This is a genomic window from Nocardioides sp. NPDC004968 (genome assembly GCF_040608935.1).
Taxonomy (GTDB): Bacteria; Actinomycetota; Actinomycetes; order Propionibacteriales; family Nocardioidaceae; genus Nocardioides.
In genome coordinates, this window is the sequence record NZ_JBEXJF010000038.1 from 24,599 (window position 1) to 50,376 (window position 25,778).

Below are 25,778 nucleotides of genomic sequence, written 5' to 3' on the forward strand. Positions count from 1 at the left end.
CCCGGCAGCTTCGGATCAGCCGAGGTCGCCGCGCGCTTGGAGCACGCGGAGAGCAAGGTGGATCTCGAGACGACGGGGGGAGGCGTCCCAGCCGGCACCGAGCAGGGTCGTGATCCGCTCGAGTCGTTGGCGGATGGTGTTCCGATGCACATGGAGTAGTTGAGAGGTGCGGGCGATGTTGCCGTCGGTCTCGAGGTAGTGGAATGCCGTGTGAGCCAGGTCGGTGCCTCGGGCGGCGTCGTAGTCGAGGAGTGGATCGATGATGGCTGTGAGGCCACGTGGCAGGTGACCGCGGCGATCGAGGTCGAGGAGAGCTCCGAGCATTCCGAGCTCTGACCCGTCGATCACGCCCTCGCGTCCCAGGGTCGTCAGTGAGCTGAGGGCGAGCTCGGCTGAGCGGTGGGCATCGGCGATCGCGCGGACGTCGGTGCTCGGCCCACCGAAGCCGGCGCGCAATGGCCAGTTTCGCTCCGTGTACAGGCGGGTCAGGCTCGAACGCCAGCGTGGGTCGGAGGTCAGGATGCAGACGTGGTCGCGATGGACGATCATCGCGCCGCGTACGCCTGCGGTCCTCATCGTCTGCAGTCGGCGCCGGGCCTCGCCCATCGGAGCCTCGATCGCGACGGTGAAGAGACCGTCTGTGGGGCGCAGACCCCAGTGGTGCATGCGACGTTCGATGCGCTCGCGTGCCGCGACGCGTCCTTCCAGCAGGTCGTCGAGCAGCTCCGACTGCAGGCGCAGCTCGGTGTCCTCCTGCGCTCGGGCGAAGAGCATCGCGAGCGTGACGTGGACAGCGACCCGTTCGAGAAGGGTGACGTCGTGATCTGAGAGGACCACCGGCGCGACGATGCTGCCCAGATGCTCGGCTGCGGCGGTGACGGGGACGACCGTGGCCGATGGCAACGGTGGGATGTTCTCGGCAGCGGTGCTGTCTTCGGTGGCAGTGACGACGACTCTGCCCTCGGGATCGAGCAGTTGGAGGTCGCAACCCAGCGCGGACCGACCCATTCTCAGGATCCGATGTACTTCGGGGGCCACCATCACGGCATCCATGAGTCGACGGTCGAGGTCGAGCACGTCGGTGATCACGGCGAGCTCCTCGGCGCTGCGCTCCTGCTGACGCCCCAGGTCCTCAGCGAGCCGCTCGGTCGCCTCGAACCGCATCGAGTTGTCGAGCGCGACCGCGGCGTGGGTGCCGATCGAGTCCACGATGTCGACCTCTTCGGCGCTGAAGCTCCGAGGGCGGCGCTCGGCGACGACGAGGGCCCCGATCACGCGGCCGACCACGGTCAGCGGAACCCCCATGATCGCGTACACACCTTCGGCCCGGACCACCTCGTCGACCTCGGGCAGGTGCTTGATGGTGTCGTCGGTGAGGTAGTCAGCCGTCTGGTACGGCGCAAGCCCGGTGGCCACCTGGCCCAGCACCCCGGTGCCAAGCGGCATCCGGATCGTCCGGTACGCAGCGGTGGCCACACCCTCGGATGCGCGAATGTAGGTCTCCCGCCGTCCGGCGTCGTTCAGGCTCACGTACGCCATGTCCGAACCGACGATCGCGCGAGTCCGGCGAACGATCGCCTGGAGCACTGCCTCGACGTCTCGAAGCGCGGTGAGGTCGGCAGCGGTGTCCAGAAGAACCCTGAGCAGGTCCTCTCGGGAGCGCGATGACATGGCATCCATGCACATAAGCCTCCCATGCACATGGATCCGTGCCCATAGGTCCGGTGGTTGGTGCGGGCATAGCGTGACCGGCATCACCCAAAGAAGCCGAGGAGGCCAACGTGCGGATCACCGGAGCCGTTCTGGAAGAGCTTGGGCGTCAGCGCCCCTATGCGCAGTCGCGCCCGATCACCATCACCGACCTCGACCTCGCACCTCCGGGCCCCTCCGAAGTGCTGGTCCGGATCGAGGCCGCGGGCGTCTGTCATTCCGACCTCTCTGTTGTCGATGGAAATCGCCCACGGCCGGTCCCCATGCTGCTCGGTCACGAGGCAGCCGGACGTGTCGAGGCGGTCGGTGCCGACGTCGGGGACCTCCGCATCGGTCAGCGGGTCGTGATGGTGTTCCTGCCGCGCTGCCAGGAGTGCTCTACCTGCGACACGAATGGCCGGATGCCCTGCGAACGTGGCTCGGCCACCAACGCCGCCGGCACTCTCCTGTCCGGCGCCCAGCGGCTCACCCGGGACGGCGACGTGGTGCACCACCACCTCGGCGTCTCGGCCTTCGCCACCCATGCCGTCGTCGACCGTGCCTCGGTGGTGCCGGTGGATGACGACGTGCCTCCCGACGTGGCCGCGATCCTCGGCTGTGCCGTGCTGACCGGCGGCGGCGCGCTTCTCAACGCCGTTCAGCCGGCCGCGGGCGACAGCGTCATGATCGTCGGCCTCGGCGGTGTCGGCATGGCAGCACTGCTGGCGGCAGCGGCGCAGGGCGCGGGCGAAGTGATCGCAGTGGACAACAACCTCGACAAGCTGCAGCTCGCCCGCGAGCTGGGGGCCGACGCTGTCTACACCGCTACGGAAGTGGCCAAGCTCGGCATCACGGCTTCCCATGTCCTCGAGTGCGCTGGTGACGCCCGTGCCTTCGAAACCGCCTACGCCGCCACCGCTCCGGGCGGCCGCACCGTCACTGTCGGGCTTCCCCGAGCTGAGGCGCGCAGCGAGATCTCACCGCTCACGCTGACCATGGAGTCGCGCACAGTCCTCGGCTGCTACCTCGGCTGGGCTGTTCCCTCACGGGACATCCCGCGCTTCGTCCAGTGGTGGCGGAGCGGACGGCTGCCTGTCGAGAAATTGATCAGTCGGATCCGGCTCGATGACATCAATGCCGCCATGGACGCACTCGCGAACGGCGACGCCGTACGCCAGGTGATCGTCCTCGATGAGCCGTGAGCGACCCACGCATTCACCGACCTACTCCCACCCGCCCTCGAAGAGAGAGTCACATGTCCAACCTCAACACCCCTGACGTGAGTTCGCCCCCGATGAGCAAGCGACCGGTCAGCGTCGTCAGAGTCGTCTTCGCCTCCCTGGTCGGCACCGCCGTCGAGTGGTACGACTTCTTCCTCTACGGCTCCGCGGCCGCGCTCGTGTTCGGCAAGCTGTTCTTCCCCGAGTCCGAGCCGGTCACGGCAACCCTGCTCGCCTTCGGCACCTACGCGCTGGGCTTCGTCGCCCGGCCGCTCGGCGGCATCGTCTTCGGCCACTTCGGCGACAAGGTCGGCCGAAAGAAGATGCTCGTCTTCTCGCTGATGATGATGGGCCTGTCCACCATCGCGATCGGGCTGCTGCCGACGTACGCCACCATCGGGCTGGCTGCGCCTCTGCTCCTGCTGGCGTGCCGACTCCTGCAGGGGTTTGCCGTTGGTGGCGAGTGGGGTGGCGCGGTGCTGATGGTCGCCGAGCATGGCAAGGACACCCACCGCGGGTTCTGGTCGTCCTGGGTCCAGGCGGGCGTACCGCTGGGCAACCTGCTCGCCACCGGGGTGCTGTGGCTGCTGGCCATGATGCAGTCCGACGACGCGTTCAACGCCTGGGGCTGGCGGATTCCGTTCCTCCTCAGCGCCGTACTCGTCGGCGTCGGACTGTGGGTGCGGCTGCAGATCGAGGAGTCTCCGGTCTATGCGGAAGCGCGGGCCGAGATGAGCCACAAGAAGGCTGAGGCGAACCACATGCCGCTGCTCGAGGTGATCCGCAAGTACCCGCGTGAGGTGCTGGTGGCGATGGGCATGCGGCTGGCCGAGAACATCTCCTACTACATCTTCACGATCATCTCGATCACCTACCTGGTCGACTACGCCGGCGGGGAGAAGGGCCCCATCCTCCAGGCGCTGCTGCTCGCCTCTGTCGTCCACTTCGTCGCGATCCCGATCATCGGAGCACTCTCCGACAGGGTCGGTCGGCGCCCGCTCTACATCATCGGCGCGATCGGCGTCGCCGCATGGTCCTGGGTGTTCTTCGACCTGATCGGCAGCAAGGACGACACCAAGATCATCCTTGCCGTGGTCGTGGGTCTGCTGCTGCACGCACTGATGTACGCACCGCAGGCGGCGTTCTTCTCCGAGCTGTTCGGCACCTCGGTGCGCTACACCGGGGCCTCGGTCGGCTACCAGCTGGCCTCGATCTTCGCCGGAGCACTCGCGCCGATCATCGCCCTGAAGCTTCTCGGCGACGTCGAGACCCCCAACACGACCGCCGTTGCCGTCTACGTGACGATCGCCGCCGTGCTCACTCTGGCGGCAGTGCTCACCGCAAAGGAGACGGCGCGGTCCTCGCTTCGCCACGACCGGGTGCTCGACGAGGCCTGACATCACCCGACCATCTCGCGACGAAAGGCACTCATCGTGAACCCCGCACTGTTGACCAACTACCTGGACAAGCACCGCCCCAGCCGTCGTGACGCCCTTCGAATGGCGGGTGCCGTCGGCGCGGCCGCAGCCCTCGGCACCCACGCTGACGCGGGCGCGGCAGCGGCGACGCCGTCGGCCCGGGCGAGGCGACCCTCGACGACGCAGGACTTCGACGACATCCCGTTCGACTACGCCGATCCCTCGAAGCTGTCCCACTGGGCACCTGGACCGTACGGCCCTGAGGACCAGCGAGGCAGCTTCAACGAGGTCACCGACCTGAAGACCGCTGCCACGGTCGGCCTGCTGAAGCGACACCGACCGGTCAAGACGTACAACCTGGGCGAGCTCATGTGGAACGGGTTCCCGGCCTTCAAGACCAACCCGCCCCGCAACTACGAACAGCGGCTCACCATCGCCGGCTACGAGCCGCCGCCCGGGTTCATCGACGACGGAGGCGTCCTCGTCGGGGTCGACCCACTCGGCGAGAACAAGCTCAGCATTCACGAGGAGCGATTCCAGGGGTTCGCCTCCAACAAGCACCCCGCGCCGCTTGCAACGACCTATCAGATCGGTTCCCAGCTGGACAACCTCAACCACATCGGGGCAGGGGAGTACTTCTACAACGGACACCGCGGGCCCGAGATCGCGAAGAGCCACGGCACGACCAAGCTCGGGTCAGAACACATGGGGCCGATCGCAACCCGGGGCGTGCTGCTCGACATTCTCGGGGTCAAGCTGGCGCAGAACGCCACCTCCGACCTCGCCGAACCCGCAGCCAACAACAAGCCGCTGCTCCGCGAGGGTTACCGAATCACGGTCGAAGACATCGAGCAGGCGATGGAGTTCGGCGGGATCTCCCAGATCGAGCCCGGAGATGCCCTCCTCTTCCACACCGGATGGAACGAGCTCCTCAAGACCCGAGACGAGGCCGACATCCGCCGGTGGGAAGGCGCCTCCGGCCTGCCTGGAATCTACCTGCGCGAAGCACGCTGGCTCGCACAGTTCAGACCTGCAATGGTCGGCAGCGACACCTGGGCACTCGAGGTTCTGGGGAACTCCGTCAACAATGACTGGACGGCCTTCCCGGCCCACCAAGAACTACTCATGCGCAACGGAATCCGAATCGGCGAGTCCTACGTCTCCGAGGAGCTCTCCAACGACCACGTGTACGAGTTCGTCTTCGTGGTCACGCCGCAGTACGCCGAGGGCGCCACGGCTGGCAATACGCCACCCATGGCTCTCGGCCAGCCCAAGCGGTAGGCGCGCTGCCCGCCGTCGTCGGAAGTCCTGCCGACCGAGCGAGACTCGATCGTGGGCTGCCCGGGGAGTCGGACTGATGGAACAATACCTCGATTCGAGGTATTGTTCCGCCGTGTGAGCATCGTCGACGTCATGGTCCTCGGCTTCCTGGCCGATGGGCCCCAGCACGGCTACGAGCTGCGACGGAAGATCGAGCAGCTGTACGGCCACACTCGCCGCGTCAGCGATGGCACGCTCTATCCTGCGATCGACCGGCTCGAGCGCAACGGCCATGTGGTCAAGAAGTTGGCGTCGGGGCGTGGTCGGGCCGGTCGGCACACGCTCACTCTCACCGATGCCGGGCGGGCTCATCTGCTCGAAGCGATTCGCACCGCCGACGGCCACGACATCACCGACGCGAGCCGGTTCTTCGTCGTGCTCACCTTCTTGTCGCTGCTGCCGGACCGTGCCGATCGGCATGCGGTCCTGCGCCGGCGACTGGAGTTCCTGGAGACGCCGGCGAGCTTCTTCTACGACGGTGACCGCCCGGTCCGGGCCGAAGAGGTCGGCGACCCCTACCGTCGCGGGCTGCTGCTGACCGCCCGTGCCACCAGTGCCGCCGAGAGGGCCTGGATCAGAGAGGAGATCGACTCATGAGCTCGAGCGAGACCATGCGAGCTGTTGTGCTGGAGGCGCCCGGACCGGTGGAGGCCCTGCAGGTCCGGGACGTGCCTGTCCCGGAGCCTGAGCCGGGCTGGGTGCGGATCCGGGTCAAGGCGTTCGGGCTCAACCGCTCGGAGCTGCACACCCGACTGGGGCTCGCGGGGGACTCGGTGACGTACCCGCGCGTGCTGGGCATCGAAGCCACCGGCGTCGTGGATCTCGCGCCGAGCGGTGAGTTCGAGCCCGGGCAGCAGGTGATGACGATGATGGGTGGGATGGGACGTACGTTCGACGGCGGCTACGCCGAATACACCTGCGTCCCCGCCGCACAGGTCATCCCGTTCCACTCCGACCTCGACTGGGCGACGTTGGGGGCCGTGCCGGAGATGCTGCAGACGGCGTACGGCTCCCTGACCGTCGGAGTCGACATCGAGCCTGGTCAGAGCCTTCTCATCCGAGGCGGCACCTCCTCGGTCGGGATGGCGGCAGCTGTGCTCGCCAAGCGGGGTGGTCTTCGCGTCCTCGCCACGACCCGGAGCGCGGCCAAGGCCGAGGCCCTCGAGGCGATCGGGGTCGATGACGTACTGGTCGACGACGGCGACGTCGCGGCCCAGGTGCGGCGCCTGCTTCCTGAAGGGGTCGACGGCGCGATCGAGCTGATCGGAACGCCGACGCTCCCCGACACGCTACGGTCCACCCGCGTCCACGGCACGGTCTGTTTCACCGGGATGCTCTCGAACGTATGGACCGTCCAGGAGTTCTACCCGATCGACTATCTCCCCACAGGTGTTCGGCTCACCGCGTACGCCGGGGAGGCCGACGATCTCCCGGCCCACGTTCTTCAGGGATTCCTCGACGACGTGGCGGCCGGTCGTGCGGTGGTGCCGATCGACACGACCTACGACCTCGACGGGATCCGCGAGGCCCACCGGCGGATGGAGGAGGGCATGGCCAGCGGGAAGCTCGTCGTGGTCCTCTGAAGCCGGTAGCGGCGTCTATTCGGCTGCGGGTGGGCGGCTCGCGGGCTAGTGTTTGAGCGTTCGCGCGCCGGTGAGATTGGGGAGCCAGATGGCAGCGTGGTTGCTGATCGCGGCCGGAGTAGTGGCACTCGTCGTAGTCGTCGTGGTGGCAGCTGTCGTGGCGCTGGTCGCGGCGCTGTCCGGTCGAACCGAGCGAACCAACATTCAGCACAACGTCGGGGACATCGACCCCGGCATCTGATCCCCTAAGGTTGATCGACGTGGCAGACGAGATGGCGCGCAAGGACATCGAGGCAGGGCTGGAGACCCGCCATGAGCTGGGCGATGCGTTCGACGCGGAGCTGGTAGCCGGCTTCGCCGACCGCATCGAGAAGACCGTCCAGGAGCGGGTGGGCACCACCGCCGCCGCCCGTACTCTCGCCGAGCGCAACGAGTCGCGCACCTCGGTCTTCCAGTTCGTCCTGGGCGCCGGCTCGGCCGTCGCCGGCATCCCGATCAGCATCACCCTCGGCGTCACCGACAACCTCGGTGCCCTGGTGATCTCCTGGGTCGGCCTCGTCGGCGTCAACGTCGCCCACGCGCTGCGTACGCGTAAGCGCTGAGGCGCTGGGTGTTCCTCCGTCAAGGTATGCAGACGAAAGAACACATCCCGTGCGGAGTTCCGCTGGGGATGTGCGCCTTTACCTGCATACCTTGACGAAGGAACACGACGTGCGCCTGTGCCACCGGCCGTCCAAACTCCGGTTCGATCGGGAGTTATCCACAGGGCGAGGGAATTGGGCTTTCCCGCCTCGAACCGCCGCGTGAGGGTTGCGGCCATGGATGCACTTCACTACTTCATCGAGCGAGACGGCTTCTTCACCACCCAGATGGCGCTGGAGGTGGGATACGCGAAGCGGGACATCACTCGTATGGCACGTTCGGGCGAGTGGCACCGGATTCGCCGCGGTGCGTACGCGCCGGGCGCCATGTGGCTCGAGCTCGACCCGGTGGCACAGCATCAGGTCAGGGCTCGGGCGGTGATGCGCTCGCTCGGCGACTCTGCTGCGCTGAGCCATGCCTCAGGCGTGGTCGCCCACGGCATCGACGTCTGGAACCTGCCGCTCGACCGGGTTCACGTCACCCGTCTCGACGGCGGCGCCGGCAGGATCGAAGGTGACGTCGTCCATCACGAAGGCTTCAGCCTGGGCCATGAGGTGGTGGAGGCCGACCGGATGAAGGCGGTGCTTCCGGAGCGATGCGTGCTCGAAGCGGCATCTCGCGTCGACACGGAGACCGCGTGGTGCCTGCTCGACGCCGGGCTGCGGAGCGGAACGTTCGATCGAGACCGCCTGGATGCGGCGTACGAGATCATGCAGCACTGGCCGTTCATGCACCGAGTGAGAGGTCTGGTTCCGTTCGCGGACGGAAGGTCGGGCTCGATCGGAGAGTCGCGCGGCAAGCATCTGTTCCGTTCCTTCGGCCTACCGCAGCCGGAGCTTCAATACGAGGTGCGTCGAGCCGACGGCTCGATCGCGGGAGTGACCGACTGGGCCTGGCCCGAGTACGGGCTGCTGGGCGAGTTCGACGGACGGATCAAGTACGGTCGCCTGCTCGAGCCGGGCCAGGATCCCGGCGACGTCGTCTTCGCAGAGAAGCGGCGCGAGGACGAGCTGCGCGAGATCACTGGCTTCTCGATGATCCGCCTGATCTGGAGCGACTTCGCCGACGCCGCGATGACCGCCGCACGCGTACGCCGCGCGCTGAACCTGTCGAAAGGTATGCAGACGAAGTAACACATCCCGGGCGGAGCTCCGCCGGGGATGTGAGCCTTGACCTGCATACCTTTACGAAGGAACGGCACGCCCGACCGAGAGATACCCCCACGGCCGCGAGAGTGACGGGCCGGGGAGGTAGGACTGCTCCAGACGGTCGAGGGTGAAGCCGGCGGCCTCGACGAGCCGCGGGATGTCGCGGGCGAGGTGGCAGCCGCCGAAGAGGCGCTGCTGGAGGCCGTCGAGGCGGTGCTGCCAGCGGGCGACGCCGGGATCGGGGGAGAGGCCGTGCTCGAGGAAGCCGAGGGTGCCGCCGGGGCGCAGGACGCGGCGCAGCTCGGCCAGGGCGCCGGCGACGTCGGGGATGGTGCACAGCGAGAAGGTGACCAGCCCCGTGTCGACCGAGGCGTCGGCGAGCGGGAGTTGGGCGCCGTCGAGGCCGACGCGGCTCACCGGGACCGATGATCCCGAACGGCGCGTGGCCGAGAGCTGCCAGGCGACGTCGGAGGGTTCCACGGCGATGATCTCGGTGACCGACGGTGGATAGAGGCCGATGTTGCTCCCGCTGCCGAAGCCGATCTCGACGACTTGGCCGCGGAGGCCGTCACAGGCCTGCTCGCGCAGTGGCTCGAGCTGCGCGATGCCGCAGGTGCGGTCCACGATGTGTGGCACCACCCGCGCTTCCCAGAGGCCCATGGGAGATCACTCTTCCATCTCGCCGGTCCATTGGACACCGAGCAGCATCGAATCCTCGCCCTCGACGAGCGTGGTGAAGCCGATGCGCCGGTAGAACCCGATCGCGCGGGTGTTGCCGGCGGCGACGCCGAGGTGCGCGCCGCGTACGCCGGCGACGTGGAAGGCGCCGAGCATCATCCCGATCAGCTCCTTGCCGACGCCTTGGCCCTGGGCGCGGGGGAGCAGGTTGATGTGCAGGTGTGCCGGGAACTCGCTGAGGATCTCACCCAGCATCCGCGGCGGGCGGTGGATCTGGGAGCGGAGCCGGGCGTTCCAGTCGTTCCGGTCGTGATCAGGCCCCGGATCGGGGTTGACCACGCGGAGCGCGGGCCACCAGTCCTCCTCGCACTCCTTCTCGAAGGCGCGGGTGAACGGGGTGCCGACGACGTAGCCCACCACGCCCTCGGAGTCGACCGCCACGAACCCGAGCCCGAGACGCAGCACGATGTAGGGAGCGGCGTAGATGTTCCCCAGCAGTCGGGGGTCGTCGTAGAACTCGGTGGCGTCCTCGCCCGATGCCCCGGTGAGCAGGCAGATCGAGAAGATGTCGTCGAGGTCGTCGGCGGTGGCCCGCCGGATCTCAGGAGTTCCCATGGCCCAACCTCACCATGACCCGCTTCCGCCGACGACATACCCCCGGACATGGCGTTTCACTAGCGGTCTCCTCCTGGTGCCGCCCAGCCGAACAACCTCGGGCAAACCTCAGCGTGGCGTGTGGATGCTCACGTGCCTTCGTGCACGTGGCCGGTAGCCTTGCAGGCATGAGCGTACGACGGGTGATGGGCACGGAGGTCGAATACGGAATTTCCGTGGCCGGACAGCCCCAGGCCAACCCGATGGTGGCCTCGAGCCAGGTCGTCAATGCGTACGCATCCTCGACATTGAAGGCGAGGAGAGCGCGCTGGGACTTCGAGGAGGAGTCGCCGCTGCGCGACGCGCGCGGCTTCGACATGTCGCGGCAGGTGGCCGATCCCAGCCAGCTCACCGACGAGGATCTGGGGCTGGCCAACGTCATCCTCACCAACGGTGCGCGGCTCTACGTCGACCACGCCCACCCGGAGTTCTCCTGCCCCGAGGTGACCAACCCGCTGGACGCGGTGCGCTGGGACAAGGCGGGTGAGCAGGTGATGCTCGACGCCTCCCGCGCGGCCGCGCGGCTACCGGGCAACCCGCAGATCCACCTCTACAAGAACAACACCGACAACAAGGGTGTCTCCTACGGTGCGCACGAGAACTTCCTCATGCGCCGCTCGACCGCGTTCGCCGACATCGTCAAGCATCTGACCCCGTTCTTCGTCTCCCGGCAGGTCTTCGCCGGCGCCGGGCGGGTCGGGATCGGCCAGGAGCGCCCCAAGCACGGCTTCCAGATCTCCCAGCGCGCCGACTTCTTCGAGGTCGAGGTCGGGCTGGAGACCACGCTCAAGCGGCCGATCATCAACACCCGCGACGAGCCCCACGCCGACCCGGAGAAGTACCGCCGCCTCCACGTGATCCTCGGCGACGCCAACCTCGCGGAGATCTCGACGTACCTCAAGCTCGGGAGTACGTCGCTGGTGCTCGCCATGATCGAGGACGGCTACATCACCCGCGACCTCAGCGTCGACGGCCCGGTCTCGGCGCTGCGCGCGGTCTCCCACGACCCGTCGCTGAAGACGCTGATCACGCTCAAGGACGGTCGCAAGCTGACCGGTGTCCAGCTGCAGATGGAGTACCTGGACCTGGCCAAGAAGTTCGTCGAGGAGCGCTACGGCTCCGACGCCGACTACCAGACCAAGGACGTCCTGGAGCGCTGGGAGTCGGTGCTCGACCGCCTCGAGCGCGACCCGATGGAGTGCGCCACCGAGCTCGACTGGGTGGCCAAGTACAAGCTGCTCCTTGGCTACCGCGACCGCGACGGTCTGGAGTGGGACGACCCCAAGCTCCACCTGATCGACCTGCAGTACGCCGACATCCGGCCCGAGAAGGGCCTCTACCAGCGTCTCGTCCGTGCCGGGCGGATCCAGCGCCTGCTGACCGACGACCTGGTGGAGAAGGCGATGCACGAGCCGCCGACCGACACCCGGGCCTACTTCCGCGGCCGCTGCCTGGAGAAGTACTCCGAGAACGTCGCCGCGGCCAGCTGGGACTCGGTCATCTTCGACCTGCCCGGGCGCGAGTCGCTGCAGCGGGTGCCGACCATCGACCCGCTGCGCGGCACGAAGAAGCACGTCGGTGGCCTGCTCGACTCCTCCGAGACCGCCGTCGACCTCTTCAACCGGCTGACCGGTTCCTGAGCTCGATCGCGACTCGTGCCACATCTCGGCCCAACGTTCGACTTCTGCTTCCTCCCGTAGCGAAATCGGGCATTGTTTCCTCAGGTTTGTCGGTGCTAGTGGATAGGTTGAAGACATGGCACAGGAGCAGAAGCAGCCGAAGAAGTCCTCCGAGACGGAGGAGTCCGTCGAGACCGCGCCCGAGACCGATGTGAACGAGCGCAAGGAAGCGCTTGACTCCGACGTCGACGACATCCTGGACGAGATCGACGACGTCCTGGAGACCAATGCCGAGGACTTCGTGAAGTCCTTCATCCAGAAGGGCGGGCAGTAGTAGATGTCCGAATCCCGTATCCCGGCTGCCTACATGACGCCGGGCACCTCGTCCTTTGCCGATTTTCTGACGGCCCAGTCCCCGGAGCTGCTCCCGCGACGCGACGCCGTTCCGGGCAATCTGAGCGACATCGCCCCGCACGGCACCACGATCGTCGCGGCCACCTTCCCCGGTGGCGTGATCATCGCGGGTGACCGGCGGGCGACCCAGGGCAACCTGATCGCCGAGCGCGACATGCGCAAGGTCTTCCCGTCCGACGAATACTCCGCGGTCGGCATCGCCGGTTCCGCGGGGCTCGCGGTCGAGCTGGTCAAGCTCTTCCAGACCGAGCTGGAGCACTACGAGAAGATCGAGGGCACCACGCTCTCGATCGAGGGCAAGGCCAGCCGGCTCTCCGCCCTCGTCCGGGGCAACCTCCCGATGGCCATGCAGGGCCTGGTCGTGGTGCCTCTCTTCGTCGGGTTCGACCCCGAGGCCGGCGAAGGAAGGATCTATGGGTACGACCCGACCGGCGGCCGCTACGAGCAGACCGGATACTCCGGCGTCGGCTCCGGCTCGCTGTTCGCCAAGGGCGCCCTCAAGAAGCTCTACCGGGCCGACCTCGACGAGGCCACGCTGGTCGCGGTCCTGGTCCAGGCGCTCTACGACGCGGCCGACGACGACTCGGCCACCGGCGGCCCGGACCTGTCCCGCAAGCTGTTCCCGCTGGTCCACGTGATCACCGCCGACGGTGGGCGCACTCTGCCCGACGCCGACGTCGCGGCGGTTGCCGAGGCCGTCATCACCGGGAGGCTGCAGCGGCCCGACGGTCCCATCGCCGAGCTGGAGGGTGGCCGATGAGCACTCCTTTTTATGTCTCTCCCGAACAGCTGATGCGCGACCGCGCGGACTTCGCGCGCAAGGGCATCTCCCGGGGTCGGGCGCTGGTCTCGCTGCAGTACGCCGACGGCATCGTGTTCGCCTCCGAGAACCCCTCGGCGGCGCTGCACAAGGTGAGCGAGATCTATGACCGGATCGCCTTCGCGGCGGTCGGGCGCTACAACGAGTTCGAGAACCTTCGCATCGCCGGGGTGCGGCTGGCCGACATGCGCGGCTATGCCTACGACCGGCGCGACGTCACCGGCCGTGGCCTGGCCAACGCCTACGCCCAGACCCTCGGCACGATCTTCTCCTCGGGTGGGGAGAAGCCCTACGAGGTCGAGCTGTTCGTCGGTGAGATCGGTGACTCCGCCGAGGACGACCAACTCTACCGGCTCACCTACGACGGCCAGGTCGTCGACGAGCACGGCTTCGCCGCCATCGGTGGCGCCGCCGAGGCTGTGGGTGGCTACCTCAAGGAGCGTTACACCGAGGGTGCCTCGCTCGAAGACGCCATCAAGCTGGCGGTGGCGGCGCTCGGCCACACCGACACCGACGACCGCGAGATCGCCGCCAAGGACCTCGAGGTCGCGGTCCTCGACCGCAACCGCACCCAGCCGCGCAAGTTCCGCAGGATCCGGCCGGCGACGCTGCTCGAGATCCTCGGCGCTGCCGTCGCGACCCCGGAGGTCGAGCCGGCCGCCGTCGAGCCGCCCGCCGACAAGCCGACGGAGAAGCCCGCGGAGAAGCCGGTCAGCGACGCGCCGTTGGCCCCGCCGGCCGACGACGACGGCGAGCCGCCGATCGCCCCGCCGATCGACTGAGTCCAGAGACCTGGGAGTGCTGAGGTCACCAGGTGACCGCAGCACTCCCACGTCGCATCTCAGGTGTCAGCCGATCTGGTCCGAGAGCGAGACGACGATGCCCTCGGGCCCGCGCACGTACGCCATTCGCACGACGTCCTCGTAGACGCCGACTCCGCCGACCAGCCCGTAGCCCTTCTCCGCCATGGCCGCGAGGACCACGTCGAGGTCGTCGACCTGGAAGCAGACGTTGCGCAGGCCCAGCATGTTGGCCATCGCCTCAGGCGCGCCGGGCACGTGGTCGGGACGTACGAACCGGGCGAGCTCGAGGGTGGTGTCGCCACCCGGCGGACGCAGCATCACGACCTCGCAGCGTGCCCCGGGGATCCCACAGACGGTGTCGATGAACTCGCCCTCGACGAACGTACGTCCCTCGATCTCCAGGCCCAGGCCGACGAAGAACTCCGTGACCAGGTCGATGTCGGCGACGGTGATGCCGACGTGGTCGAACTTCAACAGGTGTGTCATGACTGCCATCCTCGTACTGTGCTCGTCGTTGTGGCGGGTGCCTTCGACGAGGGAACGAGGCTGGCGCGCCGATCTCTACATCGTCGGCGACACGAGTTCTGCGCGCGGAGGTCAGTGACCGCTGAGCTGACCGGTCAGCCGCTCGTGCCGGTCGGCGCTGGAGGCGTTGAGGCCGACGATGCGTACTGACTTGTTCTTGGCTTCGTACTTGTGGGTGATCGCGTCGAGGGTCGCGACCGTGGAGGCGTCCCAGATGTGGGAGTCGGAGAGGTCGATGACGATCTCGTCGGGGTCGTCGGCGTACTCGAACTGGGTGTAGAGGTCGTTGCTGGAGGCGAAGAAGAGCTCGCCGGTGACCCGGTAGACGGCCCTCATGCTGCCGTCGGCGTCCTCGACGAGCTCCCGGTGCGTGTGGGTCAGATGGGCGACGCGGCGCGCGAAGAGGGTCATCGCCACCAGGACCCCGACGATGACGCCGATCGCGAGGTTGCGGGTCGCGACGGTGACCGCAACGGTCGTGAGCATCACCACCGTCTCCGAGAGCGGCATCCGCCGCAGGGTGGCGGGCCGGACCGAGTGCCAGTCGAAGGCGCTGACCGAGACCATGATCATCACCGCGACCAAGGCGGCCATCGGGATCAGCGCCACGGTGTCGCCGAAGCCGACGACCAGGATGAGCAGGAAGACGCCGGCGAGGAAGGTGGACAGCCGCGTACGGGCGCCGGAGACCTTCACGTTGATCATCGTCTGACCGACCACCGCGCAGCCGCCCATGCCGCCGAAGAAGCCGGTGATCAGGTTCGCCAGACCCTGGGCGCCGGCCTCGCGGGTCTTGTCGGAGTGGGTGTCGGTGATGTCGTCGACGAGCTTGGCGGTCAGCAGCGACTCGAGCAGGCCGACCAGCGCCATGCCGAGGGCGTAGGGGGCGATGATCTGAAGGGTGTCGAGGGTGAGAGGTACGTCGGGGAGGAACCAGGTCGGCAGGCTGTCGGGCAGCTTGCCCTGGTCGCCGACGTTCGGCACGTCGACCGCGCCGATGACGGTGAAGGCGGTGAGCGCGACGATCGCTACCAACGGGGCCGGGATCACCTTGTTGATCCGCGGGAATCCGACGATGACGGCGATGCCGACGGCGATCATCGGGTAGACCGCCCAGGGCACGCCGACCATGTGGACGATCTGCGCCTCGAAGACGAGGATCGCGAGCGCGTTGACGAAGCCGACCATCACCGAGCGGGGGAGGAAGCGCATCAGCCGGGCCACCCCGGCCAGCGCCAGCCCGATCTGGATCAGGCCGCCCAGGAGCACCGTCGCGATCAGGTAGTCATAGCCGTGGTCCCGCATCACCGGCGCGATCACCAGCGCGACCGCGCCGGTGGCCGCCGAGATCATCGCCGGCCTCCCGCCGAGGAAGGAGATGGCCACCGCCATCGTGAACGAGGCGAACAGCCCGACCCGTGGGTCGACCCCGGCGATGATCGAGAACGAGATCGCCTCGGGGATCAGCGCGAGCGCGACGACGAGACCCGCCAGCACCTCCGTACGCAGCAGCCGCGGCGAACGCAGCGCCGCGAGGACGCCCGGCTGGTTGCCGGTGGAGGACGAAGACAGCGGTGAGGGCACGAGCCGCAATCCTAGGGCTGGCCGCCCCCGTCGCCGGCTTCGTGAGCGATGTGAGATTCGACCCGTCCGGCGCCGGCTCGCGGTCGCCGTGCCGGTGGACGGCGCGCCCCGCCGTGTCGTACCTCTGAACGCCTCCGGAGTGACCGCCGACCGTCTAGGGTTTCAGGTATGGACAGGCGCATCTTCGGCATCGAGAACGAGTACGGCGTGACCTGCACGTTCCGCGGCCAGCGGCGGCTGAGCCCGGACGAGGTGGCCCGCTATCTCTTCCGCAAGGTCGTGAGCTGGGGCCGCAGCTCGAACGTGTTCCTCAGGAACGGCGCGAGGCTCTACCTCGACGTCGGCTCCCACCCCGAGTACGCCACGCCCGAGTGCGACGACGTGATCTCGGTCGTCACCCACGACAAGGCGGGGGAGCGGATCCTGGAGGGGCTGCTCCTCGACGCCGAGCAGCGGCTGCACGACGAAGGCATCGCCGGCGACATCTACCTGTTCAAGAACAACACCGACTCGGCCGGCAACTCCTACGGCTGCCACGAGAACTACATGGTCAGCCGCGCCGGGGAGTTCTCCAAGCTCGCCGACGTGCTCATCCCGTTCCTGGTCACCCGCCAGCTCATCGTCGGCGCCGGCAAGGTCACCCACACCCCGCGGGGTGCCGGGTTCGCGGTCTCGCAGCGTGCCGAGCACATCTGGGAGGGCGTGTCGTCTGCGACGACACGGTCCCGGCCGATCATCAACACCCGCGACGAGCCGCACGCGGACGCCGAGAAGTACCGGCGCCTGCACGTGATCGTCGGTGACTCGAACATGTCCGAGACCACCACGATGCTCAAGATCGCGAGCTGCCACCTGGTGCTGCGGATGATCGAGGAGGGCGTCGTCCTGCGCGACATGACGATGGAGAACCCGATTCGCGCCATCCGCGAGATCGCCCATGACCTGACCGGCCGCCGCAAGGTGCGGCTGGCCAACGGCCGCGAGGCCAGTGCCCTCGACATCCAGAACGAATACCTGTCCAAGGCGCGCGAGTTCGTCGACCGCCGCGAGATCACCGACCCGACCATGCTCGCCGCCCTCGACCTGTGGGAGCGCGGCCTGAAGGCGATCGAGTCCGACGACCTCTCCCTGGTCGACCGCGAGATCGACTGGGTGATCAAGTGGAAGCTGATCGACCGCTACCGCGCCAAGCACGGCATTCCGCTGGGCCACGCGCGCGTCGCGCAGCTCGACCTCGCCTACCACGACATCCACCGCAACCGCGGCCTCTACTACCTGCTGGAGAAGAAGGGCGCGGTCAAGCGCGCGACCACCGACCTGAAGATCTTCGAGGCCAAGTCGGTGCCGCCGCAGACCACCCGTGCCCGGCTCCGCGGCGAGTTCATCAAGAAGGCGCAGGAGCGCCGCCGCGACTTCACCGTCGACTGGGTCCACCTCAAGCTCAACGACCAGGCGCAGCGCACCGTGCTGTGCAAGGACCCGCTGAAGGCGTACGACGAGCGCGTCCAGCGGCTGATCGACGGCATGTGACACCCCTGCCGGGGTGGCTTCGCTGCGGGGTAACCACCGGGCGGATATGGTGTGCTCCGCTGTCGTCTATCTCTATTTCACGAAGGTTTGCACTGTGCCCACTGCTCCTCGGCCTCGTCTGCGCCACGCGCTGAGCGCGCTGGCCGTCACCCTGCTCATTCCGGCTCTGGTCGCCTGCGGCGGCGAGGAGAAGACGGGGTACGGCGACGAGACCGTCTCCGGCTTCGACGGCGTCACGGTCTCGGCCGCGGTCGACAAGGCGCCCACGCTGAAGTGGGAGTCCGCGATCGCCTACCCCAAGGACCCCAAGGTCAAGACGCTGACCGAGGGCGAGGGTGAGGAGATCCCGGAGGGTCGCGGCGTGTTCGCCAAGATCTACATCGGCAACGCCACCACTCTGGACAAGGACTGGGCCTACGAGAGCCAGGCGCCCGAGGGTGAGGAGCTCCCGGCGGAGAAGCCGTGGAGCACCATCCTGAAGGGCGCCAAGGTCGGCGACCGGATCGAGGCCATCGTCGGCTCGGCCGACCTGCTCGGCGAGGGCGGCAACCCGCAGATGGGCATCGGCAACCACGACACGCTGCTGGTCGTCGTCGACGTGGTGAAGCCCGCCGCCGACAAGACGCCGCAGGACGTCGACGCCTCCGAGCTCCCGAAGGTCGTCGAGAAGAACGGCAAGCCGACCGGGTTCGACTTCACCGGCATCGCCAAGCCGAAGGCCGACGAGGGGCTCAAGCGGGCCATCGTCACCGAGGGCGACGGCGAGGAGATCACCACCGACCAGACGGTCACCGCCAACTACCTCGGCATGACCTACGGCGCCAAGAAGCCCTTTGACGAGAGCTTCAGCAAGGAGGCCGTGCCGTTCGCTCTCAACCAGGTGGTCGCGGGCTGGACCAACGGCCTGGAGGGCGTCAAGGTCGGCAGTCGTGTTCTGCTGCAGATCCCGCCGGAGCTGGGCTACGGTGCAGAGGAGAAGCCGGGCCAGGGCGGCACGCCGGGGATCCCGGCCAACAGCACGCTCTACTTCGTCATCGACGTCGTCAAGGCCGAAGCCACCCCGGCTCCGCAGTAGAAGAGTCTCTAGGGGGAGAACACACCGTGGCGGCGGGTAAGACCGAGCGGTTGATGAACCTGCTCATCATGTTGCTCGTGCAGCGTGACAATGTGTCGAAGGAGCGGATCCGCGAGGTCCTCTACCCGTCGTCCCACGGTGAGGCGTTCGAGAAGATGTTCGAGCGCGACAAGGAGGAGCTGCGCAGCCTCGGCGTGCCGATCGAGACCGGGGTGATCGACTCCTTCTTCGAGGACGAGATCGGTTACCGGGTCAGCCCCGAGCAGTTCGCGCTGCCGCCGATCACCCTCGAGGCCGACGAGCTCGCCGTGGTCGCACTGGCCACCAAGGTCTGGGAGAACGCCTCGATGGCGGAGGCGACCACGGAGGCCGTACGCAAGCTCAACGCCGCCGGGCTCGAGACCGACGTCTCGGCGCTGGAGATCGTGCAGCCGCGGCTGGCCGCGGAGGAGGGCTCCTTCGACGTCTTCGTGGCCGCGACGCAGGACCGGCAGATCGTCGAGTTCGACTACCGCGGGTCGCGGGCGGCCGAGCCCTCACATCGGCGACTGCAGCCGTGGGGCGTGGTGCGCTACTCGGGCCGTTGGTACGCCGTCGGCCACGACGTCGACCGCGACGACACCCGCATCTTCCGGCTCTCCCGCGTCCTGGGGGAGGCTCGGGCAGTCGGTGAGTTCGACGCCTTTGAGGTGCCGGCCGAGGTGGACGTACGCGATATCGCACGGACCCTGGCGCCGGCCCCGCCCACGGGCAAGGCCGTCCTGCTGCTGCGGCAGGGGAGCGGCTACACCCTGCGACGGGCCGCTGACTCCACCGAGTCCGGGGTGACCGGACCCGACGGCAGCGACGACTGGGACCGTGTGGTGCTCACCCGGGTGCCCGCCGACCTGGTCGGGGCGGTGCTGGGGCATGGCCCCGACGCCTACGTCGAGGAGCCCGAGAACCTGCGCCGCGAGGTCGGCACGCGGCTGGAGCAGCTGGTGGCGCGCCTGGACGGAGCCGCACGATGAGTGCGACGGGTGCGAGCGGTGCCAAGGGCCAGGTCGGGCGTCTGCTGACGCTGGTGCCCTACCTCTACTCCCAAGAGGACGACGTACGCCTCGACAAGGCCGTCGCCGACCTCGGCGTCGAGGAGAAGCAGCTGGTCAAGGACCTGCAGGTGCTCTTCATGTGCGGCCTGCCCGGCGGCTACCCCGACGACCTGATCGACGTCGACATCGACTCGCTGACCGAGCCCGACGGCGACCGGGTCATCCGGATCTCCAACGCCGACTACCTCGACCGTCAGCTGCGGCTGACCCCGATCGAGGCCACCGCCGTGATCGTCGCGCTGCGTGCGCTGCGGGGCGGAGCGGTGGCTGCTGCGACCAAGGAGGTCGTCGACCGTACGCTGGCCAAGCTCGAACAGGCGGCGGCCGAGGGCGCCGCGGCGCGTGTCGACCCCGGCGAGGAACTGGTCGACACCTCGCTCGTCCAGATCCATGCCGCGATCGCGACCGCGATCGACCAGGGTCGCCAGGTACGCATCGACTACTGGGTCCCGGCGCGCGACGAGGAGTCATCGCGGGTCATCGATCCGCGCGCGCTGGTCTCGATCCGCGACATCGAGTATCTCGACGCCTGGTGCCACACCGCAGAGGCGCCGCGCAGCTTCCGCCTCGACCGGATCAGGGGCGCCGAGGTGCTCGCGACTCCGGTGGCCACCGACCCGGAGGACGGCGCGAGCGCCGAGGACGCGGCCGGGTTGCTGGAGCGTACGGACTACGGCACGGTCGTCCGGGTGCGGCTGGCTCCCGAGGCCCGCTGGGTCGGTGAGTACTACTCGGTGATCGACCCGGTCGAGCTGCCCGGCGGCGGGCTCGAGGTGGGACTGCGGGTCTACGACCAGCGCTGGCTCACCCGCTTCCTGCTCCGGCTCGCGCCCTACGCTGAGCTCGTGGCCGAGGACGCCCGAAGCGTGGATGCCGACGCCCGAAGGGCGCAAATGAGCACAGAGTTCACCGAATCGTTTGCCGCGTCTGCGCGGCAGGCACTCAGCCTGTACCGTACGGGCGCGTAGACTTCTGGCGTTCCCCCTAGACGTAGATGAGGTAGTTCATGTTCACTCCATTGATCGGTATGCCGCAGGGAGCCGAGTGGCTCATCATCTTGGCGATCGTCATCCTCGTCTTCGGTGCCGCCAAGCTTCCTGAGCTCGCTCGCGGCACCGGTCAGGCGCTGCGCATCTTCAAGACCGAGACCAAGGGTCTTCGCGACGAGGACGAGAAGGAGAAGGGCGACAAGGCCGAGAAGCCGGCCGAGCTGACCGCCTCCGAGCAGGAGCGGATCGCCGAGCTCGAGCGTCGTGAGGCCGAGATCAAGGCCGAGCGCGAGCGCCTCTCCGGCAACTGAGGCCGACCTTGTCCATCGCCGGTGTTGTCGCGATCTTCAGCGGCACCCCCAAGCACGCCATCGGCGACGACGGCCGGATGGCGCTCTCCGACCACCTGCGTGAACTACGCGCGCGGGTGATCAAGGCTGCCCTGGCTCTGGTCGTCGGTTTCATCGTCTCGCTGTTCTTCTTCGAACAGCTCTTCGATCTGGTCATGGACCCGTACCTCCAGGCCGTCAAGATGATGGACCAGGAGGGCGGCGCTGCCTCGCTGAGCTCCGTCAACGGCGCCGCGGGCGGCTTCATGCTCTACCTGAAGCTGTGCGGCCTGGCCGCGTTCATCGGCACCGCGCCGATCTGGCTCTACCAGATCTGGGCGTTCCTGATGCCGGGCCTGCACGCCCACGAGAAGAAGATGTCGAGGATCTTCGTGGCCGTCGCCGGCCCGCTCTTCCTCCTCGGTGTCCTGCTCGGGTACGTCACCTTGCCCAAGGGCCTGGAGATCCTGTTCGCCTTCGTCCCTGACGGCCTGACGAACATCGTCGAGTTCAGCGAATACCTCAGCTTCCTGAGCCGTACGCTGCTGGTCTTCGGCATCGCCTTCGAGATCCCGGTCTTCGTGATCCTGCTCAACCGGATCGGGGTCCTGCCCGGTGCCGCCCTGGGCAAGTACCGCGCTTGGATCATCGTCGGGTCCTTCGTCTTCGCCGCCGTCGCGACGCCGTCGGGTGACCCGTTCACGATGACGATCATGGCCGGCCCGATGGTCGTCCTCTTCGGGATCTCCGAGGTCATCGCCCGGGCTCATGACAGGCGGAAGGCCAGCAAGCGCAAGGACATGATCGGGGATCCTGACGTCCCGTCGGTGATCTGACCACTAGTCTTCACCGGGTGACGCGCCAGATCGCCCTGCTCGCCAACCCCACCGCCGGCCGTGGCCACGCCGACCAGATCCTCGATGCGGTCACCGCGAGGCTGGCGGCCTCGGGGGCCGTCGTCGAGCACCTGATCGGTGACGACGCCGAGCATGCTCTCGAGCTGGCCCGGAAGGCGGCTGCCGACGGGGTCGACACGGTCGTGACCCTCGGCGGTGACGGCATGGTCCACGTCGCGGTCCAGGCACTGGCCGAGACCGAGGTCAGCCTCGGAGTCGTCCCGCTCGGGACCGGCAACGACTTCGCGCGTGCGCTCGGGATCCCGACGGTCGATCCGCTCGCCGCCGCTGACGTGGTCGTAGGCAACCACACCCGTCGCATCGACCTCGGCCGCAGCGATGACACCTGGTTCGCCACGGTCTTGGCCGCCGGGTTCGACGCAGCGGTCAACGAGCGGGCCAACGCGATGAGGTGGCCCCACGGCGATCTTCGCTACACGCTCGCCGCGCTGTCGGTGATCCGTAGCTGGAAGCCGGTGCCCTACCGGCTGGAGATCGAGGACTCGACCGGCGCGACCACGGTTCGCGAGCAGGAGGCGATGCTGCTGGCGATCGCCAACACCGAGTCGTACGGAGGAGGCCTGCGGATCGCGGCGGACTGCGACCCCGCCGACGGCCTGCTGGACGCCATCCTCATCAAGCCGGTCTCGCGGCTGGAGTTCCTGCGCGTCTTCCCCGGCGTACGCCAGGCCAAGCACCTCACCCATCCGGCCTTCGAGCGCATCCACGCCCGCCGGATCAAGGCCTCCGCCCCCGGTGTGATCGCCTACAGCGACGGAGAGCGCCTCGGCCCCCTGCCGCTCGATGTCGAGTGCGTGCCGTCCGCTCTCGGCGTACTCGTGCCACCGCGCGCCTGACTGTCGGCCTCGGTCGATAGGCTCGGGACCATGGACGCCTCGCCAGCGGAGAAGTACGCCGCTTTCAAGCGTGACAAGGACTACCCCGTCTTCCGGGACTTTGCCTCGCTCTACGACTTCGGGCTCGACGACTTCCAGATCGAGGCGTGCAAGGAGATCGAGCAAGGCAAGGGCGTTCTGGTCGCCGCGCCGACCGGGTCGGGCAAGACGATCGTCGGCGAGTTCGCCATCCACCTGGCGCTCGCGACCGGTCGCAAGGCGTTCTACACGACCCCGATCAAGGCGCTCTCCAACCAGAAGTACAACGACCTGGTCAAGCGCTACGGCCCCGACCAGGTCGGCCTGCTGACCGGCGACAACGTCGTCAACGGCGAGGCGCCGGTCGTGGTGATGACCACCGAGGTGCTGCGCAACATGCTCTACGCGGGCTCGCAGACCCTGATGGGCCTCGGGTTCGTGGTCATGGACGAGGTCCACTACCTCGCCGACCGCTCCCGCGGCGCGGTCTGGGAGGAGGTCATCATCCACCTGCCCGAGTCGGTCTCGGTCGTCTCGCTGAGCGCGACCGTCTCCAACGCCGAGGAGTTCGGCGAGTGGCTGACCACGGTGCGTGGTGAGACCACCACGATCATCGAGGAGAAGCGGCCGGTGCCGCTCTACCAGCACGTGATGGCCGGCCGGCGGATCATGGACCTGTTCGCCTCCTCCGACGTCGACGCGGCGGCCGGGTTCGTCAAGGAGGGCGCCCCGGTCAACGGCGAGCTGATGAGGCTGGCGCGCGACGACTGGGCGGCCGGACGGATGACCGACCGGCGTACGCCCAAGGACAAGCGCAAGGGCAACGGGAACCGGCGCGTGGGCAACGGGAGGCGGGTCTGGATCCCGTCGCGCGTGGAGGTCATCACCGCCCTGCAGCGCGACAACCTGCTCCCCGCGATCAACTTCGTCTTCTCCCGGGTCGGTTGCGACGCCGCGGTCGGCCAGTGCATCCAGGCCAACCTGCGGCTGACCACGCCCGACGAGCGCGACGAGATCTTCGCCTACGTCGAGGAGGCCTGCGCCGACCTGCCCGACGAGGACCGCCACGTCCTCGGCTACCACGACTGGATCGACGGCCTCTCCCGCGGCGTCGCCGCCCACCACGCCGGGCTGCTGCCGGCGTTCAAGCAGGTCGTGGAGGAGCTGTTCCTGCGCGGCCTGGTGAAGGCAGTCTTCGCCACCGAGACGCTCGCGCTGGGCATCAACATGCCTGCCCGCACGGTGGTCATCGAGAAGCTCTCGAAGTGGAACGGCGAGGCCCACGTCAACCTCTCGCCGGGGGAGTACACCCAGCTCGTCGGCCGCGCCGGCCGACGTGGCCTCGATGTCGAGGGCCACGGCGTCGTGCTCTGGCAGCAGGGGCTCAACCCGCGCGAGCTCGCCGGCCTCGCCTCGACACGCACCTATCCGCTGCGGTCGAGCTTCAGGCCGTCCTACAACATGGCGGTCAACCTGGTGCACCAGTTCGGCCGGGCGCGCTCGCGCGAGCTGCTGGAGCAGTCGTTCGCGCAGTTCCAGGCCGACAAGGCGGTCGTCGGGCTGGCCCGTCAGGTGCGCAAGGCGGAGGACGCGCTCGAGGGCTACCAGGAGGCGGTGACGTGCGACCGCGGCGACTTCATGGCGTACGCCGCGATCCGCCGCAAGATCTCCGACGTCGAGAAGTCCTCTTCCCGCGAGCGGCGTTCGGACCGACGCGACGAGATCATCGATTCGCTCTCGAAGCTGAAGATCGGTGACGTGATCGACGTGCCGACGGGCAAGTTCGCCGGATATGCCGTCGTCCTCGACCCGGGATTCGACCCCGAAGGGCCGCGTCCCTACGTGATCACCCAGGACCGGCAGGCGCGGCGCCTGGCGATGATGGACTTCAACGTGCCGATCGTCGCCCAGACCCGGCTGCGGGTGCCGAAGTCGTTCAACGGCCGCAACCCGCAGATGCGGCGCGACATGGCCTCCCGGCTTCGGGAGAAGACCCGCGACCTGCGACCGGTGCCCTACGAGGGGTCGCCGACCGCCCGCAAGGAGCGCAAGAGCTCGGCGGAGACCCAGATCTCCGAGCTGCGGCGCGAGCTGAAGATGCATCCCTGCCACGACTGCCCCGACCGCGAGGACCACGCCCGCTGGGCCGAGCGCTGGTTCAAGCTGTCACGCGACACCGACACGCTGCGCCGCCGGGTGGAGGCGCGTACGAACACCGTCGCGCGCACCTTCGACCGGGTCTGCGAAGTCCTGGTCGCCCTCGACTACCTCGAGGGCGAGACGGTCACCGAGCGCGGCACCCACCTGATGCGGCTCTACTCCGAGATGGACCTGGTCGCCGCCGAGGCGCTCCGCGAGGGCCTCTGGGACGACCTGACCCCCTCCGAGCTCGCCGCCGCCCTCTCGGTGCTGGTCTACGAGGCCCGTCGCGCCGACGACGCCACCCCGCCCCGCCTCCCCGGCGGCCGGGTCAAGGACGTCATCGCCGAGACGGTCCGGCTGTGGGGCCAGCTCGACGCCCTCGAGCGCGACCACAAGCTCGACTTCCTCCGCCAGCCCGACCTCGGCTTCGCCTGGGCCGCCTACCGCTGGGCCGAGGGCGACGAGCTCGACGACGTCCTCAGCGAGGTCGAGCTCGCCGCCGGCGACTTCGTCCGCTGGGTCAAGCAGCTCATCGACCTCTGCGGCCAGGTCGCCGACGCCGCCGGCGACGTCCCGCTGCGCCGCACGGCCCGGCAGACCATGGACCTCCTCAAGCGCGGCGTCGTCGCCTACTCCTCGGTGGTGGAGTAGCGCCGCTGGTCGAGCCGCCGGAGCCTTTAGGCGGAGGCGTGTCGAGACCAACACAGTCCCATCGAGCGCGACATGGACTGTGT

General features: G+C 68.2%; 25 protein-coding genes. 20 read left to right on the plus strand and 5 right to left on the minus strand.

All coding sequences use genetic code 11. The features are described from left to right. Positions 1-15: 15 nt before the first annotated feature. Complete coding sequence (locus tag ABZU72_RS24125; protein ID WP_355021321.1) at positions 16-1,680, minus strand: GAF domain-containing protein; 1,665 nt, start codon at positions 1,678-1,680, stop codon at positions 16-18. A gap of 101 nt (positions 1,681-1,781) precedes the next feature. Between ABZU72_RS24125 and ABZU72_RS24130 the strand changes: the two genes are divergently transcribed. The 8 genes from ABZU72_RS24130 (at position 1,782) to ABZU72_RS24165 (ending at position 9,005) form a co-directional block, all read left to right on the plus strand. Beyond that, positions 1,782-2,891, plus strand: coding sequence for an alcohol dehydrogenase catalytic domain-containing protein (locus ABZU72_RS24130; RefSeq protein WP_355021322.1), 1,110 nt, complete (start codon positions 1,782-1,784; stop codon positions 2,889-2,891). Between the two features lie 53 nt (positions 2,892-2,944). Continuing rightward, the gene (locus ABZU72_RS24135) at positions 2,945-4,306 is read left to right on the plus strand and encodes an MFS transporter (RefSeq protein WP_355021323.1); all 1,362 of its coding nucleotides are present in this window, start codon (positions 2,945-2,947) and stop codon (positions 4,304-4,306) included. Positions 4,307-4,342: 36 nt separating this feature from the next. Further along, positions 4,343-5,608: a cyclase family protein gene (locus ABZU72_RS24140; RefSeq protein ID WP_355021324.1), complete on the plus strand. Its 1,266-nt coding sequence runs from the start codon at positions 4,343-4,345 to the stop codon at positions 5,606-5,608. 114 nt (positions 5,609-5,722) lie between these two features. Continuing rightward, a complete protein-coding gene (locus ABZU72_RS24145; RefSeq protein WP_355021325.1) occupies positions 5,723-6,244 on the plus strand; it encodes a PadR family transcriptional regulator in 522 nt (173 codons plus the stop codon). After that, positions 6,241-7,230 carry a zinc-binding dehydrogenase gene (locus ABZU72_RS24150; protein ID WP_355021326.1) on the plus strand — a complete coding sequence of 330 codons (990 nt, stop codon included), beginning with the start codon at positions 6,241-6,243 and terminating at the stop codon, positions 7,228-7,230. The genes ABZU72_RS24145 and ABZU72_RS24150 overlap by 4 nt, the downstream gene beginning before the upstream one ends. Before the next feature lie 88 nt (positions 7,231-7,318). After that, entirely contained in the window at positions 7,319-7,471 is a 153-nt protein-coding gene (locus ABZU72_RS24155; RefSeq protein WP_355021327.1) for a hypothetical protein, read from the plus strand. Positions 7,472-7,490: 19 nt separating this feature from the next. Further along, positions 7,491-7,832 (plus strand): hypothetical protein, encoded by a 342-nt coding sequence (locus tag ABZU72_RS24160; protein WP_355021328.1) that lies wholly within the window; start codon positions 7,491-7,493, stop codon positions 7,830-7,832. 216 nt (positions 7,833-8,048) lie between these two features. Further along, on the plus strand, positions 8,049-9,005 hold the full coding sequence (locus ABZU72_RS24165; RefSeq protein WP_355021329.1) for a type IV toxin-antitoxin system AbiEi family antitoxin domain-containing protein: 957 nt from the start codon (positions 8,049-8,051) through the stop codon (positions 9,003-9,005). Positions 9,006-9,056: 51 nt separating this feature from the next. Here the strand turns inward: ABZU72_RS24165 and ABZU72_RS24170 are convergent, their stop codons facing one another. Both ABZU72_RS24170 and ABZU72_RS24175 read right to left on the minus strand, forming a co-directional pair. After that, a complete protein-coding gene (locus ABZU72_RS24170; protein WP_355021330.1) occupies positions 9,057-9,680 on the minus strand; it encodes a class I SAM-dependent methyltransferase in 624 nt (207 codons plus the stop codon). Positions 9,681-9,686: 6 nt separating this feature from the next. Continuing rightward, positions 9,687-10,313, minus strand: a complete 627-nt coding sequence (locus ABZU72_RS24175) for a GNAT family N-acetyltransferase (RefSeq protein ID WP_355021331.1) — start codon at positions 10,311-10,313, stop codon at positions 9,687-9,689. A 167-nt stretch (positions 10,314-10,480) separates the two neighbouring features. Here ABZU72_RS24175 and dop point away from each other — a divergent pair, with 167 nt between their 5' ends. The 4 genes from dop to prcA all read left to right on the plus strand — a co-directional run bounded on the left by dop (position 10,481) and on the right by prcA (position 13,987). After that, on the plus strand, positions 10,481-11,992 hold the full coding sequence (gene dop, locus ABZU72_RS24180; RefSeq protein ID WP_355021332.1) for a depupylase/deamidase Dop: 1,512 nt from the start codon (positions 10,481-10,483) through the stop codon (positions 11,990-11,992). A gap of 115 nt (positions 11,993-12,107) precedes the next feature. Continuing rightward, on the plus strand, positions 12,108-12,305 hold the full coding sequence (locus tag ABZU72_RS24185) for a ubiquitin-like protein Pup (protein ID WP_008356645.1): 198 nt from the start codon (positions 12,108-12,110) through the stop codon (positions 12,303-12,305). Between the two features lie 3 nt (positions 12,306-12,308). Continuing rightward, complete coding sequence (prcB, locus tag ABZU72_RS24190) at positions 12,309-13,145, plus strand: proteasome subunit beta (protein WP_355021333.1); 837 nt, start codon at positions 12,309-12,311, stop codon at positions 13,143-13,145. Next, positions 13,142-13,987, plus strand: a complete 846-nt coding sequence (gene prcA / locus ABZU72_RS24195; RefSeq protein ID WP_355021334.1) for a proteasome subunit alpha — start codon at positions 13,142-13,144, stop codon at positions 13,985-13,987. Before prcB ends, prcA begins: the two co-directional genes overlap by 4 nt. Before the next feature lie 66 nt (positions 13,988-14,053). On the opposite strand, the gene ABZU72_RS24200 is transcribed toward prcA, so the two are convergent. Next, positions 14,054-14,494: a VOC family protein gene (locus tag ABZU72_RS24200; RefSeq protein ID WP_355021335.1), complete on the minus strand. Its 441-nt coding sequence runs from the start codon at positions 14,492-14,494 to the stop codon at positions 14,054-14,056. 111 nt (positions 14,495-14,605) lie between these two features. Further along, on the minus strand, positions 14,606-16,117 hold the full coding sequence (locus ABZU72_RS24205) for a SulP family inorganic anion transporter (RefSeq protein ID WP_355021336.1): 1,512 nt from the start codon (positions 16,115-16,117) through the stop codon (positions 14,606-14,608). Between the two features lie 168 nt (positions 16,118-16,285). On the opposite strand from ABZU72_RS24205, the gene pafA reads away from it, so the two are divergent. The 8 genes from pafA to ABZU72_RS24245 all read left to right on the plus strand — a co-directional run bounded on the left by pafA (position 16,286) and on the right by ABZU72_RS24245 (position 25,695). Then, positions 16,286-17,647 (plus strand): Pup--protein ligase, encoded by a 1,362-nt coding sequence (gene pafA / locus ABZU72_RS24210; RefSeq protein WP_355021337.1) that lies wholly within the window; start codon positions 16,286-16,288, stop codon positions 17,645-17,647. A gap of 94 nt (positions 17,648-17,741) precedes the next feature. After that, a complete protein-coding gene (locus ABZU72_RS24215; protein WP_355021338.1) occupies positions 17,742-18,722 on the plus strand; it encodes an FKBP-type peptidyl-prolyl cis-trans isomerase in 981 nt (326 codons plus the stop codon). A 68-nt stretch (positions 18,723-18,790) separates the two neighbouring features. Next, positions 18,791-19,732, plus strand: a complete 942-nt coding sequence (locus ABZU72_RS24220) for a WYL domain-containing protein (protein WP_355021339.1) — start codon at positions 18,791-18,793, stop codon at positions 19,730-19,732. Further along, a complete protein-coding gene (locus ABZU72_RS24225; RefSeq protein WP_355021340.1) occupies positions 19,729-20,781 on the plus strand; it encodes a WYL domain-containing protein in 1,053 nt (350 codons plus the stop codon). The genes ABZU72_RS24220 and ABZU72_RS24225 overlap by 4 nt, the downstream gene beginning before the upstream one ends. A 38-nt stretch (positions 20,782-20,819) precedes the next feature. Then, on the plus strand, positions 20,820-21,113 hold the full coding sequence (gene tatA / locus ABZU72_RS24230; RefSeq protein WP_141804833.1) for a twin-arginine translocase TatA/TatE family subunit: 294 nt from the start codon (positions 20,820-20,822) through the stop codon (positions 21,111-21,113). Positions 21,114-21,121: 8 nt separating this feature from the next. Continuing rightward, positions 21,122-21,967 carry a twin-arginine translocase subunit TatC gene (gene tatC, locus ABZU72_RS24235; protein WP_355021341.1) on the plus strand — a complete coding sequence of 282 codons (846 nt, stop codon included), beginning with the start codon at positions 21,122-21,124 and terminating at the stop codon, positions 21,965-21,967. 17 nt (positions 21,968-21,984) lie between these two features. Further along, entirely contained in the window at positions 21,985-22,884 is a 900-nt protein-coding gene (locus ABZU72_RS24240) for a YegS/Rv2252/BmrU family lipid kinase (protein ID WP_355021342.1), read from the plus strand. A gap of 30 nt (positions 22,885-22,914) precedes the next feature. Then, positions 22,915-25,695: a DEAD/DEAH box helicase gene (locus ABZU72_RS24245; RefSeq protein ID WP_355021343.1), complete on the plus strand. Its 2,781-nt coding sequence runs from the start codon at positions 22,915-22,917 to the stop codon at positions 25,693-25,695. Positions 25,696-25,778: the final 83 nt, after the last annotated feature.

Coding starts and splice junctions, on each gene's coding strand:
- ABZU72_RS24125 (WP_355021321.1), bottom strand. CDS start 1,680: ATGGATGCCATGTCATCGCGCTCCCGAGAGGACCTGCTCAGGGTTCTT.
- ABZU72_RS24135 (WP_355021323.1), top strand. CDS start 2,945: ATGTCCAACCTCAACACCCCTGACGTGAGTTCGCCCCCGATGAGCAAG.
- ABZU72_RS24150 (WP_355021326.1), top strand. CDS start 6,241: ATGAGCTCGAGCGAGACCATGCGAGCTGTTGTGCTGGAGGCGCCCGGA.
- ABZU72_RS24155 (WP_355021327.1), top strand. CDS start 7,319: ATGGCAGCGTGGTTGCTGATCGCGGCCGGAGTAGTGGCACTCGTCGTA.
- ABZU72_RS24165 (WP_355021329.1), top strand. CDS start 8,049: ATGGATGCACTTCACTACTTCATCGAGCGAGACGGCTTCTTCACCACC.
- ABZU72_RS24170 (WP_355021330.1), bottom strand. CDS start 9,680: ATGGGCCTCTGGGAAGCGCGGGTGGTGCCACACATCGTGGACCGCACC.
- ABZU72_RS24175 (WP_355021331.1), bottom strand. CDS start 10,313: ATGGGAACTCCTGAGATCCGGCGGGCCACCGCCGACGACCTCGACGAC.
- dop (WP_355021332.1), top strand. CDS start 10,481: ATGAGCGTACGACGGGTGATGGGCACGGAGGTCGAATACGGAATTTCC.
- ABZU72_RS24185 (WP_008356645.1), top strand. CDS start 12,108: ATGGCACAGGAGCAGAAGCAGCCGAAGAAGTCCTCCGAGACGGAGGAG.
- prcB (WP_355021333.1), top strand. CDS start 12,309: ATGTCCGAATCCCGTATCCCGGCTGCCTACATGACGCCGGGCACCTCG.
- prcA (WP_355021334.1), top strand. CDS start 13,142: ATGAGCACTCCTTTTTATGTCTCTCCCGAACAGCTGATGCGCGACCGC.
- ABZU72_RS24200 (WP_355021335.1), bottom strand. CDS start 14,494: ATGACACACCTGTTGAAGTTCGACCACGTCGGCATCACCGTCGCCGAC.
- pafA (WP_355021337.1), top strand. CDS start 16,286: ATGGACAGGCGCATCTTCGGCATCGAGAACGAGTACGGCGTGACCTGC.
- ABZU72_RS24220 (WP_355021339.1), top strand. CDS start 18,791: ATGTTGCTCGTGCAGCGTGACAATGTGTCGAAGGAGCGGATCCGCGAG.
- ABZU72_RS24225 (WP_355021340.1), top strand. CDS start 19,729: ATGAGTGCGACGGGTGCGAGCGGTGCCAAGGGCCAGGTCGGGCGTCTG.
- tatA (WP_141804833.1), top strand. CDS start 20,820: ATGTTCACTCCATTGATCGGTATGCCGCAGGGAGCCGAGTGGCTCATC.
- ABZU72_RS24245 (WP_355021343.1), top strand. CDS start 22,915: ATGGACGCCTCGCCAGCGGAGAAGTACGCCGCTTTCAAGCGTGACAAG.